Origin of the sequence: Pectobacterium sp. CFBP8739 (genome assembly GCF_013449375.1) — a bacterium.
In the GTDB taxonomy this organism is placed as follows: Bacteria; Pseudomonadota; Gammaproteobacteria; order Enterobacterales; family Enterobacteriaceae; genus Pectobacterium.
In genome coordinates, this window is sequence record NZ_JACDRR010000008.1 from 1 (window position 1) to 13,332 (window position 13,332).

12 protein-coding genes are annotated in these 13,332 nt (G+C 57.2%); 2 read left to right on the forward strand and 10 right to left on the reverse strand.

Annotated elements, in window-relative coordinates; genetic code table 11:
* Nucleotides 1–222 precede the first annotated feature (222 nt).
* From H0247_RS07840 to ycjG, 10 genes are all read right to left on the reverse strand, one after another.
* Nucleotides 223–1,086 carry a YicC/YloC family endoribonuclease gene (locus H0247_RS07840; protein ID WP_180742050.1) on the reverse strand — a complete coding sequence of 288 codons (864 nt, stop codon included), beginning with the start codon at nt 1,084–1,086 and terminating at the stop codon, nt 223–225.
* Nucleotides 1,087–1,182: 96 nt separating this feature from the next.
* A complete protein-coding gene (locus tag H0247_RS07845; RefSeq protein ID WP_180742051.1) occupies nt 1,183–2,091 on the reverse strand; it encodes a LysR family transcriptional regulator in 909 nt (302 codons plus the stop codon).
* Nucleotides 2,092–2,294: 203 nt separating this feature from the next.
* Nucleotides 2,295–3,242, reverse strand: a complete 948-nt coding sequence (locus H0247_RS07850; protein ID WP_180742052.1) for an isoaspartyl peptidase/L-asparaginase family protein — start codon at nt 3,240–3,242, stop codon at nt 2,295–2,297.
* A 59-nt stretch (nt 3,243–3,301) separates the two neighbouring features.
* Nucleotides 3,302–4,123 carry a M55 family metallopeptidase gene (locus tag H0247_RS07855; protein WP_180742053.1) on the reverse strand — a complete coding sequence of 274 codons (822 nt, stop codon included), beginning with the start codon at nt 4,121–4,123 and terminating at the stop codon, nt 3,302–3,304.
* Nucleotides 4,124–4,149: 26 nt separating this feature from the next.
* Complete coding sequence (locus H0247_RS07860; protein WP_075278575.1) at nt 4,150–5,208, reverse strand: P1 family peptidase; 1,059 nt, start codon at nt 5,206–5,208, stop codon at nt 4,150–4,152.
* A 26-nt stretch (nt 5,209–5,234) separates the two neighbouring features.
* Nucleotides 5,235–6,134, reverse strand: a complete 900-nt coding sequence (locus tag H0247_RS07865) for an ABC transporter permease subunit (RefSeq protein ID WP_180742054.1) — start codon at nt 6,132–6,134, stop codon at nt 5,235–5,237.
* 8 nt (nt 6,135–6,142) lie between these two features.
* Complete coding sequence (locus H0247_RS07870; RefSeq protein ID WP_014913740.1) at nt 6,143–7,063, reverse strand: ABC transporter permease; 921 nt, start codon at nt 7,061–7,063, stop codon at nt 6,143–6,145.
* 18 nt (nt 7,064–7,081) lie between these two features.
* The gene (locus H0247_RS07875; protein ID WP_180742055.1) at nt 7,082–8,623 is read right to left on the reverse strand and encodes a glutathione ABC transporter substrate-binding protein; all 1,542 of its coding nucleotides are present in this window, start codon (nt 8,621–8,623) and stop codon (nt 7,082–7,084) included.
* Between the two features lie 99 nt (nt 8,624–8,722).
* Nucleotides 8,723–10,594, reverse strand: coding sequence for an ABC transporter ATP-binding protein (locus H0247_RS07880; RefSeq protein ID WP_180742056.1), 1,872 nt, complete (start codon nt 10,592–10,594; stop codon nt 8,723–8,725).
* Between the two features lie 35 nt (nt 10,595–10,629).
* A complete protein-coding gene (gene ycjG, locus H0247_RS07885) occupies nt 10,630–11,595 on the reverse strand; it encodes an L-Ala-D/L-Glu epimerase (protein WP_180742059.1) in 966 nt (321 codons plus the stop codon).
* Between the two features lie 245 nt (nt 11,596–11,840).
* Between ycjG and rph the strand changes: the two genes are divergently transcribed.
* Nucleotides 11,841–12,557: a ribonuclease PH gene (rph, locus tag H0247_RS07890; protein ID WP_180742057.1), complete on the forward strand. Its 717-nt coding sequence runs from the start codon at nt 11,841–11,843 to the stop codon at nt 12,555–12,557.
* Between the two features lie 58 nt (nt 12,558–12,615).
* Nucleotides 12,616–13,257 carry an orotate phosphoribosyltransferase gene (gene pyrE / locus H0247_RS07895; protein WP_180742058.1) on the forward strand — a complete coding sequence of 214 codons (642 nt, stop codon included), beginning with the start codon at nt 12,616–12,618 and terminating at the stop codon, nt 13,255–13,257.
* Nucleotides 13,258–13,332: the final 75 nt, after the last annotated feature.

Below are 13,332 nucleotides of genomic sequence, written 5' to 3' on the forward strand. Positions count from 1 at the left end.
CACATTCAAGCCTTAACCCCAACTGGTTAAATTTTAGGGGGTGACAACTATCCTGCCAGAGGGGGTACCCAAAGCACTGCGCAGTTTCTTTAATGGGTACACCTCTGTGTACACGGTAATCATGCGCTTTGTTGTTTCTCCATGATAGCCCATGATAACAAAAAAGCCTGCAATATCGCAGGCTTCTTGGTTTTTTGATAGCAGGTGATTTCTCACGAAACCTTACTCAATATTCTGAATTTGTTCCCGCATTTGCTCTATCAGCACTTTCAGTTCAATGGCTGATGCGGTGACATCGGCGTTGATGGATTTCGAGGCCAGCGTGTTCGATTCGCGGTTGAATTCCTGCATCATGAAGTCGAGACGGCGGCCGACGGCTTCTTCTTTTTTCAGGATTTTGTAGGTTTCTTTGACGTGGGCGTCGAGGCGGTCGAGTTCTTCGGCGACGTCGACGCGCTGCGCCAGCAGCACCAGTTCCTGTTCCAGCCGGTTATTTTCCAGTTGTACCTGTGCATCTTCCAGCTTGCTTTGCAGGCGCTCGCGCTGCCATTGCAGGATGTTCGGCATCTGGGCGCGGACTTTGACGACTTCGGCACTGACGCCAGCCAGACGCTGTTCAATCAGCGCTTTTAGCGCGTTGCCTTCGCTTTCACGGGCGGCGATGAAGTCATCCAACGCGCCTTCCAACGCGGTCAGCAACTCGGCGCTGATCGCATCCAGATCCTGCTCTTCCGCCGACATCACGCCAGGCCAGCGCAGGATATCAACCGGATTGATTTCTCCTTCATCGCTCTGCATTTTGACCCAGTTGGCGGCGTTGACTAGCTGTTTGGCCAGCTTTTCATTCAGGATCAGCGCACTTTGCGCACTCGGGTCGAGCTCAAAACGCAGGTTGCATTCGATTTTGCCACGGGTCAAACGGGCGCGGATGCGCTCACGCGCAACGGGTTCGAGGCTACGGAATTGTTCCGGTAAACGAAGATAGGTTTCCAGATAGCGCTGGTTAACGGAACGCAGTTCCCAGGCTGCGCTTCCCCAGTTGCCCTTGATTTCTCGGCGGGCGTAAGCGGTCATGCTGCGAATCATTGGTGCATACCTGTAAAGCAAATGATGAGAAAGAGTATAGCGTTGAGCCCCCGCAGGGGATAGGAAAACCGTCCGTGGTGTGGTGTCTGCCGTGAATCAGGCGGCGTTAAGTAAGGCTTCGTTCTGTTTGGCTATCTCCCGACAGCGGTTTTTCATCATCTGCTTCAGTTGCAATGTTGCCTGTGATTGTGGGTTATCACGGCGGCTGATCAGCGTGACTTCAAAAGGCAGCGGCTGGTCGATAGGGACGATTTTGAGCTGATCGGCATAACGACAGGCGGTAAAGAGATCGACGATACCGGCACCACCGCCTGCCAGCACCATATCGGCAATCACCGAGTAGGTTTTGATGTAGAGCGACGCAACGGGTTGCAGCGCTTTATCGCGCAATGCACGGTGCAACACCTGACCGAGCGGATCCTGATGCTGCATCATTAGCAGGTTGTTGTTGCACAGCCATTCCAGCGATACCGGACCGTTTATTGGGCTGTTTTTCGGCAGCAGAGCAACCATCGTGGATTGGAACAGCGGCTCTGCCAGCAGTTCGGATGGCACCTGCTGCCCAAAGATCAGCGCGAAATCGAGCTGGTTTTGCAGGATGTTCTGACACAGCGTGCTGAAGTGTTCGGTGACGAGTTCGACGTTAACCGAGGCCGCCTGCTTATGAAATTCCACCAGCGTCGGTGCCACGATCATCTGCCCGAACGCATGCGCTGCCCCCAGCCGCACGGAGTGGGCTTTGCTGGTTTTGATCTGTTCGGTGAGGGAACTGATGCTTTGCAGGTGGCTGAACAGTTCCTGCACTTTCGGGATGAGGCGTAGCCCTTCTTCGGTGGCGACCATCCCCTGAGTACGACGTTCAAACAGGGAAAAACCGAGCTGCTGTTCCGCGTGGTTCAGTACCCGACTGACGTTAGGCTGAGAGACGTTGAGCAAGCGCGCGGCGCCGCTGATGGTGCCTGCCTGAACAATGGCCTGGAAGATTTCAATGTGGCGTAATCGCATGGTGCAGGCTCCGGCTGATGCTTTCTAATGAGCATCGTATGAGTAATAACCAAAAAGTCTGCAATTATTACGCCAGATTATAAGGCCGCGATGAATGGTCGATAGGTAAGCGATGAGGACGCTTTTTGCACTATTTTGAGGCCCAATAATGGTGCGGTTGCACCGATATTGGGCGATTTGGTTCTGTTTCGGCTGCTGACAGCTTAACGATAGATATCGGCGACGGGTTCTTCACCCACGTAGCCATAGCCGCGGTACATGCCTTCGCTATTAAACGGCAGGGCGATGTTGCCCGCTTTATCGACGGCGATCATTCCGCCGCTACCGTCCATTTTCACCAGTTTCTCCATCACCACACGATCGCTGGCCTGCTGTAGCGTCAGTCCAGCGTATTCCATCAGCGCTGAGACATCATAGGCGGCGACGGCGCGCATAAAGACTTCGCCTGTGCCGGTGCAGGAAACGGCCACCGTCTGGTTATTGGCGTAGCAACCTGCGCCGATAATCGGGCTGTCGCCGACGCGTCCAGCTTGTTTGTTGGTCATACCGCCCGTCGAGGTGGCCGCCGCGAGATTCCCCGCGCTGTCGAGTGCAACTGCACCGACGGTGCCAAATTTACGGTCGGGATCGATAGGGTCGTTCTGGCCGTCATGATCGAGGATAATGCGGCCTGAACCTGCCTGTGCATTATGCAGTTGCTGACGGCGTTCGTCGGTGGAGAAAAACGCGGGGTCAACCATCTCCAGACCGTGCTGTTGTGCAAAGGCTTCCGCGCCGTCGGCGGTAAACATCACATGCGGGCTGGCTTCGAGTACGGTGCGAGCTGCCAGAATCGGATTACGGATATGGCTGACGCAACTGACCGCTCCGGCATCCAGCGAACGTCCGTCCATGATGCTGGCGTCCAGTTCGTGGGTTTCCGCATGGGTGAAGACTGAACCGTGTCCGGCGTTGAACAACGGGCACTCTTCCAGCAGACGGACGGCCTCGGTCACGGCATCCAACGCGCTGCCGTTTTCAGCCAGAATGCGCTGCCCGCTGGCGACAATCTCGGACAGCGCGGCCAGATAGCGTTGTTCTTTCTCAGCGCTCATGGCCGAGCGGGTCAGCGCACCTGCGCCACCGTGGATCACAATCACGGGTTTCGTCATGCGATAAATTCTCTTTTCAGTCGGTTTATGCCTCTCTAAAAGAGGCGGATAGACCGGAATTAGTTTTGCGTCGTTGCCAGATAGGAAAAGGCACCCAACAGGCTGGTGATTTCCCGCATGCTCTGCGCCGTATAACCTACGGTTATGGCATCCAAACGTTCAACGCTTGGCAGCAGACAGAATAGATCGGCCAGTACCGGTTTTGCCACCATCAGTTCGAGACGGTAGGGTGCCTGAATCCGCGAATTCAGCGTACGGTGCGCTTTTTCTACCGCGGCTTTTGCTGCGTCACGAATGACCTGACGTGCCTGCTCGGTGCTGAGGGATTCGGCCGCATGTTGCGAAATGGCGCGTTTGACGCAGGCATAGTCGGTGGCGGGGTAGTAGCGGGCGATCCAGCTCTGGAGGGTGTCGTCTCCACTGACCAACCAGAGTGGCGTCTTCTGTTCCACACCGGCGGCGGCGTAGATGTCGCTCTCGCCCATGATTTCACCGTTGATGCGCACGCGGTAGAACGCACGACCGTTGATGGTATGTGACAGCACGCCAAACTCGCCCGCCGCGCTGTGGTAGCCGATGAACATCAGGCCGTCGAATTGCTGCTGTTCCAGCCCTTCAACCATCGAATAGCCGCGCGGTTTGCCCTGTACCAGCCGGGCGCGAGGGTCGATGTTCTCTGCGCGCAGGTTGACCATCGCCGCGTGGCTGTCGGCAACAACGACTTCTGTTGCGCCACCCGCGAACGCGCCGTCAATCGCGGCATTCACTTCCTGCTCCATCAGGCCGCGTGCCAACTGGTATTCCGCGGTGCCGGGGCTGCACTGTTCTGGGCGCATGACGCCCGCGATCCCTTCGATATCAGCAGAAATAAACACTTTCATAATCAGTTTCCTACGGAAGATTTGGCTTATGGATAAAGCGCTGCGGCCAGCCGATCCAACGCCTGTGGCAGCGTCGGGCGATGATGACCGCGAAAACCGGTCACGGCGTCAGCCTGAAGCATGGCGTCGAGCACCGCGTGTTCGGTGGCGTCGGCGGCGGCGCTTAACAACGGCTCAAGCTGCGCCTCCTCCGGCGGTCGTGGTTGTGGGCAAGTGGAGAACGCGACGGCGATATCGCCCGAACCGTGTCCCCAGTAGCTGCCGAGTCGGCCTAATCCTGCCCCCGCCCGTTTGGCGATACGCTTGAGCTGGCGGGCATCGAGCGGAGCGTCCGTCGCCATGATAATGATGATCGATCCGGCATCTTGCTGCGGAGCTAGTTCCGGCAGGATGGGGGCGATGGCGTTCCCCATCTGCACGCCGTCTAGCGTCAGTGCGGAAAGCGTGCCGAAATTTGCCAGCACCAGCACACCGAGTGTGGCGTTTAATTCAGGAATCAGGCGTGATGCCGTGCCGATGCCGCCTTTCAGGCTAAAGCAGCTCATACCGCGTCCAGCACCGACGCTGCCGCGGGTGAAGCTGTCCGCCGCACTGTCCAGCGCCTGTCGCGCCATGTGTTCCGTCACCGCCAACGCCTGAATGTCGTTCAGCCAGCCGTCGTTGCACTCCAGCGCCAGCGGGTTCACTGTCGGCAGCGTGCGGCCCAGTTCAGGGTTACGAGCAATCGCGTCACGCACCAGCGTGGTAAACAACGTGCCAGTCGCCAGCGTGTTGCTGAGCAGGATGGGGGTTTGCAACACCCCCAACTCCTCAATCTGTACCAGCCCGACAGGTTTAGCGAAACCGTTCAGCACCGCCGCGCCGCAGGGCAGAGGTCGAGTGAACAGGTTGTCGCCGGGCGGCACAATCGCCGTGACACCCGTTTGCACTTCCCCAGCCGCCAGTGTGCAGTGGCCGACGCGCACGCCCGTCACATCGCTGATACGGTTATGCGCTCCGCTAGCCGAACGCGGCGTACCCACCTGCCGCGTCGTTTTCCAACGTTGTAACAACAGTGCCTGCTGTTGCTGTTGATAGTCGTTCATCGGATGATCGCCGTGCATCGCCTTCCTCAGCTTTTCAGTTTGGGATCGAGCGTGTCACGCAGCGCATCCCCGAGCAGGTTAAACGCCAGCACGGTGAAGAAAATCGCCAGACCAGGGAACACGCTGACGTGCCAGGCGCCTGCCATCATCAGGCTGCGGCTCATCGCCAGAATATTGCCCCATTCCGGTACGTCCGGCTCTGGGCCGAGACCGATGAAGCTCAGCCCTGCGGCCGTCAATATGCTGGTGCCAATACGCATAGTGAAATAGACGATCACGTTAGGCAGAGTGCCGGGCAGGATATGGCGCATCAGGATGATGCGATCCGGCGCGCCAGCGCAGCGTACCGCTTCCACATAAGCCGCTTGTTTCAGCGACAGCGTAGAAGCACGCACGATGCGGGCGAAGACCGGCACGCTAAAGACCGCGACGGCGATAATCACGTTATTTAGGCCAGGGCCGAGGATGGCGACAACCGCAATCGCCAGCAGCATGCCGGGGAACGCGAACAGTACGTCGGAACCGCGCATGATCAGCGTATCCACCCAGCGACCATAGTAGCCAGCCAGCAGGCCAAGTACGATGCCGACCAGCATACCCAGCGTGACGGAAAAGATACCGATATAGAGTGAGATGCGTGCGCCGTAGATGATACGGCTCATCACATCGCGCCCCAGATCGTCGGTGCCCATCCAGTGTGCTGCCGAAGGCGGTGAAGCCAAGGACATCCAGTCCGGTTCCATTGGGTTCCACGGCGCGAGCCAGGGCGCGAAAATAGCGACCACTACCAGCAGCAGAACGAAGCCGCTGGATACCAGCGCCATCGGGTTACGGATAAAGACCTGAACGAAATCGCGCCACGGCGAACGTATCGTCTCTTCATCAAGCGTGGCTGCGGCCACGACGGGTTCGGAAGGAAGGTTCATCGTGTCTCCTAACGTAGGCGAATCGCCGGATTGACCACCGCGTACAGCAGGTCCACCAACAGGTTAATGACAATAAATTCAAACACGAACAGCATCACCAGCGCCTGAATAACCGGCTGATCCTGTGTCTTGATGGATTCAATCAGCAGCCAGCCCAGTCCCGGCCAGCTAAATACGCTCTCGACCACGATGGAGCCACCGAGCAGGAAGCCGAATTGCAGCCCCAGCATGGTGATGACCGGGATCAGTGCGTTACGCATCACATGCTTCCAGGTGACCAGCCGATTGCGTAGCCCTTTGGAGCGGGCGGTACGGACGTAGTCTTCCTGTGCAACTTCCAGAAACGCGGAACGGGTAAAGCGAGCCATAACAGCGGCGACCGATGCCCCGAGCGTCAGCGCGGGCAGAATGATGTCGCTAGGCTGATTAAAGCCGCTGACGGAAAAGACGCCGAATGGCATGGCGACAAACTGAATCAGCAACAGACCGAGCCAGAACGGCGGCATGGAAATCCCGCCAACGGCGAAGCTCATCAGCGTCCAGTCCTGCCATTTGCCCCGCTTGAGCGCAGACACCACGCCAATCAGTAGGCCGAGTAGCACCGACCAGACGAAACCCGCCAGCGCTAGCCACATGGTAGGCATAAAGCTCTTGCTGATGACGTCGATAACCGGCTGCTGAGTGCGGTACGTTACCCCCAGATCGCCGCTGAACAGGCCGCCGAGCCAGTGGACGTACTGCTGCGGCAGCGGGTCGTTCAACCCTAGCTGCTGACGGGCGGCTTCCACCGCCTCAATCGTTGCGTCAGCCCCTGCGTAAATACGTGCCGGGTCACCCGGCAACAGCTTGATAAAACCGAACACTAACAGGGAGACCACCAGCAGAACCGGGATCATTTCCAGCAAACGTCGGACGATATAAGCAAACATGGCGTTCTCCCTGACCGATTACTTAAATTCAGCCTGATCGAAGATCAGCGAGCCATCTGCCAGCATATAGACGCCGTCGAGGTTCTTGGTTTTACCGACAATGTTGTCCGGCGTCCCCAGGAAAACCACAGGTGCATCCTGCCAAATTTGACGCTGTGCGTCGGCATAAGCGGCGGCACGTTTGTCGGCATCGGCGGTAGCCAGGCCGGCGGTGATCGCTTTATCTGCTACCGGGTTGCTGTAGTAAGAGACGTTATACGCAACCGGCACCCAGGACTCGGTGGCGAACAGTGGACGCAGCGCCCAGTCGGCATCACCGGTGGATGGCGACCAGCCGTTGTAGAACAGGTCAAATTCGGCATCTTTCGGATCTTTCACGCCAAACAGTTTGGCGTTGCGCATCCCAGAATCCATCGGCGTGACGGTAACTTTGACGCCAACCTGCTCTAACTGCTGCTTGAAGAACTGCGCGCTACGAATGTAGTCGGTGCGGTTCGTCGTCCACAGTTTCAGGCTCAGGCCGTTGGCGTAGCCTGCTTCTTTCAGCAGCGCCTTGGCTTTCTCTGGGTTATAGGTGTAGTTCGGCGAGGTTTGACGTGCGAAGAACTGCACGTCCGGCGCCATGGCAGAGGACGCAGGAACACCCATGCCAGCGAAGCCGACTTTCAGCCAGATGTCGCGGTTGATGGCGTAGTTGAGCGCCTGACGTACGCGAATATCATTCAACGGCGGACGCAGGTTGTTCATTGCCAGCCAGAATTGATAAATACTCGGATCGCGTTGAATCGCCAGCTTGCTGTCGCTTTGTACGGTGGCGATCAGATCGGAAGGCAGCGGATACACCGCATCCACCTGACCGGATTTCAGGGATGCCACGCGGGTGGAGTCTTCCGGCGTGGGGTAGAAGGTCACGCTGTCAACTTTCGGCCAGCCTTTCTGCCAGTAGTTGTCGAATTTCACCAGCTTCACGTCTTTACCCTGCTGCCATTCGGTGAACTTGAATGGACCCGTCCCGACTGGGTGGACGCGCAGCTGTGCTTCATCCGGATATTTCTTCAGGGCTTCCGGGCTGTGCATAACAGCAGACGGGTGCGCCAGCGTGTTCACAAAGGCACCAAAGGATTTGTTCAGCTCGATTTTAACCTGCGTCGGTGACAGCACGGTGACGCTTTGCACCATGTTAAACAGGCTGTTGCGCTTCAGGCCTTTGCTCTGATCGGCCAGACGGTCGAGGTTGGCTTTAACGGCGTCGGCGTTGAACGGTGCGCCGTCCTGGAAGGTGATGCCTTCACGCAGGGTCACGACGAATTCCGTTGCGGTGTCGTTGCTGGTATAGCCCGTCGCCAGACGCGGCACCAGCTTCATTTTATTATCGAACTGGAACAGACGTTCGAAGATGCCGCTCTGAATCGAGTAACTCAGCGTGTCCGAAGTATCGTGCGGGTCGAGCCCAGTGATATCGGCATAGATGGAAATGCGAAGGTCTTGCGCCTGGGCGACAGCCGCCAGACACAGTGAGAGCCCGAGGGCAACGGCAGAGCGGCGAACGAATGGCTTCATGGTTTCTCTCCTGGTCAGCATTGAACGTGTGTTGTGTGATGAGTACGTTGTGTTTTGTGGCTATTTTTTGTAATGACTTTCTTGTAAGTACATCGTGTTTCAGGCGGCCGATGCGTTGTCGGCAACCCAGTGCTGCGGTGCAACTTCTCGGTAGCGCGTTTTGGCGACTTCCTCTCCTGCTTTACGCAATGGTGAGGGGATTTCGCTGTCGTCAAACTGGCGTGTGCCGCGACGCGTTGGGTCGGCAATCGGAACCGAAGCCAACAAGCGGCGGGTATACGGATGCTGGGGATTGTTAAACACCGACTGACGTGGGCCGATCTCCACAATCTGGCCGAGGTACATCACTGCGACGCGGTTGGCGATGCGCTCGACAACGGCCATATCGTGCGAGATGAAAATCCACGACACGCCAGTTTTTTTCTGGAGGTCCATCATCAGGTTGACGACCTGCGCTTGAATGGACACATCAAGTGCCGACACGGCTTCGTCAGCAATGATGACCTGTGGCTGTAGCGCCATGGCGCGGGCAATCGCGATGCGCTGACGCTGCCCGCCGGAAAATTCGTGTGGATAACGGCGCGCGTGCTCAGGCAGCAAACCGACGCTTTTTAGCAGCGCCTGCACCTGCGGTGTCGCTTCTTCCAGCGATTTCACCAATCCGTGGAGCAGCAGCGGTTCAGCGATGGTGAAGCCGACCGTCAGGCGCGGGTTGAGTGAGGCGTAGGGGTCTTGAAACACCATCTGCATTTCCCGACGCAGCGGCTGGAAATCGCGCTCTTTCATCTGGGAAATTTCATTGCCCTGAAAATGAATGCTCTCAGCGTCGCTCTGTACCAGACGCAGCAGAGCACGTCCGGTGGTGGATTTGCCACAGCCGCTCTCCCCAACGATAGCCAGCGTTTCGCCTGGCCAGACGTTGAAATCGATCTGTTCTACCGCGTGAACGTGGTGGGTCACGGTGGACAAAATCCCGCTGCGCATCGGGTAATACACCCGTAGCCCACGAATATCCAACAGCGGCTCGGCGTCATAGCGTGCGGTGACCTGCTCGATGTTTTCTGGGTCAGCGGCTTGCCCGAGCAACGGGAAACGCTTCGGCCAGAGGCTATCGCGCATGTCGCCCAATTTCGGTACCGCAGCCAGTAGCGATTGGGTATACGGGTGTTGCGGCGCGGCAAAAATCTGTTTGACGGTGCCTTGCTCTACGATCTCGCCGCGATACATCACCACCACGCGATCGGCGATTTCCGCTACCACGCCCATGTCGTGCGTAATAAACAGCACCGCCATGTCACTCTGTTGTTGCAGATCACGCAGGATTTGCAGAATGCGCGCCTGCACGGTGACGTCCAGCGCGGTGGTGGGTTCGTCGGCAATGAGCAGTTGCGGATCGCAGGCCAGCGCCTGTGCGATCATCACACGTTGGCGCATCCCGCCGGACAGCGAGTGCGGGTAGCTTTTCATTACGCGATCGACATCCGCGATACGCACTTTGTGCAGCAGTTCACGGGCTTTTTTGTCCGCGCTGGCGGCATCGCAGATCTTATGGTCAAGCAGCGCTTCGGTGAGTTGGTCGCCGACTTTCAGTACCGGGTTGAGTGAGGTCATCGGCTCCTGGAAAATCATGGCGAGATCGCGCCCACGCAGCTTACGACGCGCTTCCGCTTTCATGCTCAACAGGTCGTGTTGTTGACCGTCGCGCGCAGTGAAACGGAGTGCGCCGCGTTCGATGTTGGCAGAATCCGCCAGCAGCCCCATCACGGTGAGTGATGTTACGGACTTGCCTGAACCACTTTCGCCGACCACGGCGACGACTTCCCCTTTATTTACGGTAAAGGAAATGCCTTTTAGCGCCTGATGTGTGCCGGAACGGCCACTAAAGCTGACGCTCAGATCGTCGATTTCCAGTACAGGCCTAGGGGCGTTACCGGGTGCTGTGGCGGCACCCGCGTGCATGATATCCGTCATGGTCACTCCGGTTGATGGTGTTGCGGTTGATAGCGTCATAGCCAAATGCGGCCAAGGTTATAAGTCAGATAAGGCGAGCTGTCGGCGGCTAGCCAGATAGGACCATCGAGGTCGACATGCTCGGCATCAGCGGCGACGGGCAGGGCGGCTTCCATCGCCATCGATGAGCCCAGCGTACAACCGACCATAATGCGCAGGCCGTGAAAGTGTGCCTCACGCACCATCGCCAGTGCTTCGGTCAGCCCGCCACACTTGTCCAGCTTGATGTTGATCATGTCATAACGACGGCGCAGCCCGACGATGTCATCACTATGGCGGCAGCTTTCATCCGCGCAGATGGGAATCGGGTGAGCAAAGCGTTGCAAATCCTCGTCTTTACCGACAGGCAGTGGTTGCTCAATCATGGCGACCTGATAGGGTAGCAGCGCCGTGGACAGGCTATGTAAATCCAGCCCGCTCCAGCTTGCTCTCGCGTCGATAATCAATTTGGCGTTGGGTGCGGCGGTACGAATGGCGGCAACCTTTTCCAGAATCAGTTCGCGATCCAGTTTAATTTTCAGCAGCAGGGCGCCGTGGGAAACGGCATCGGCGGCGGCGGCGGCCATGTTCTCCACGCTATCGAGTGCCAACGTTTGCGCACAAACCACGGACGTGGGGGGATGAATGTCGAGGCGCTGCCACAGCGTCTGTCTTTCCAATGCAGAGTTGAGCCGCCACAGCGCGCAGTCCAGCGCATTTCTGGCCGCACCTGGCGCTAAGTCTTTCTGGAGTTGTTCGATGGTCAGGCCGTGTTCGATTGCCTCACGGATCGCAGAGAGCTGGTGACATACGCTGTCGGCGGACTCGCCATAATGGGCGAGCGGCGTACATTCGCCTTGCCCAATGAATCCTTTCTCTTCCAACGCGACGCGGATAACGGTAACCGCGCGACGCGTACCGTTTTCAGCCGCCATAGGACGGGCTAGTGGCAGATTGACAGTTTCAATTTGCATATGCCGCATCATGATTTGTTCTCATCAACGCTCAGGGGATGAACGGACTATTTCATGATGCATCATCACTGACGAATACTTGTTTATGAGTAGGGTATAACCTGAGGTTATGGCATAAGAATAAGGTATGGCTGGTGACGAATTAATCGCTTCTGTTGCAAATTTATCGCGGCTGGCGCAGGGTAAGATTAGGCAGCGCGCGACGAAAACCGTATAATGCGCGCCAGTTTTCATTGACCCGCCGGAGATGAGCCATGCGCCCAACAGGCCGAAGTGCACAGCAAGTACGCCCTCTTAAATTGACCCGTCATTACACGAAACACGCCGAAGGTTCCGTTTTAGTCGAATTTGGCGACACCAAAGTGTTATGCAATGCCACGGTAGAAGAGGGTGTCCCGCGCTTTCTGAAAGGCCAGGGGCAAGGATGGGTCACCGCCGAATACGGCATGTTGCCGCGTGCGACACACAGCCGTAACGCCCGTGAAGCCGCCAAAGGCAAGCAGGGTGGACGGACGCTGGAGATTCAGCGCCTGATTGCGCGCTCTCTGCGTGCGGCTATCGACCTGAAAGTGCTCGGCGAATACACCATTACGCTCGACTGCGACGTCTTGCAGGCGGATGGCGGTACGCGTACGGCGTCCATCACCGGTGCCTGCGTGGCGCTGGCCGATGCGCTGAACCAGATGGTTGCCAACGGCAAGCTGAAGAAGAACCCGATGAAAGGCATGGTCGCGGCAGTTTCCGTCGGTATTGTGAATGGCGAAGCGCTGTGCGATCTGGAATATGTAGAAGATTCCGCCGCTGAGACCGACATGAATGTGGTCATGACCGAAGACGGCCGCATGATTGAAGTGCAGGGGACCGCCGAAGGCGAACCGTTCAGCCATGAAGAATTACTCTCCCTGCTGGCGTTAGCCCGAGGGGGAATCGATACCATCGTTCAGGCGCAGAAAGCTGCCTTAATCGATTGATTTTATAAGCGACCAATTGGTCGCTTTTTTTATATTTTGAAGACGAGGAGATGCCGTAATGAAAGCCTACCAGCGCCAGTTTATTGAGTTTGCACTCAGCAAACAGGTATTGAAGTTCGGCGAGTTCACCCTGAAATCTGGGCGCATCAGCCCCTATTTCTTCAACGCTGGATTGTTTAACACCGGACGCGATCTGGCCTTACTGGGGCGTTTTTATGCCGAAGCACTGGTTGACTCCGGTGTGGAATTCGACCTGCTGTTCGGACCCGCTTACAAAGGCATTCCGATTGCTACCACTGCGGCGGTAGCATTGGCAGAACATCACGATCGCGACCTGCCATATTGCTTTAACCGCAAAGAAGCCAAAGATCACGGTGAGGGCGGCAGTCTGGTTGGCAGCCCGTTACAGGGCCGCGTGATGCTGGTGGACGACGTGATTACAGCAGGAACGGCGATTCGCGAATCGATGGAAATCATCGGTGCACACGGGGCAACGCTGGCGGGGGTGATGATTGCGCTGGATCGTCAGGAACGCGGTCGCGCTGATTTATCTGCGATTCAGGAAGTGGAGCGCGACTATCAGTGCAAGGTGATTTCGATTATTACGCTGAAGGAGCTGATTGCCTATCTGGCGGAAAAACCAGAAATGGCGGCGCATCTGGATGCGGTGAACGCCTATCGTGAGCAGTACGGGATTTAATGGTGTGAGTTATGAACCCGAGGTTGCGGACAAAGCCTGTAGAGCGGGAGTAACGGATAGATCGTAAAGACGCTG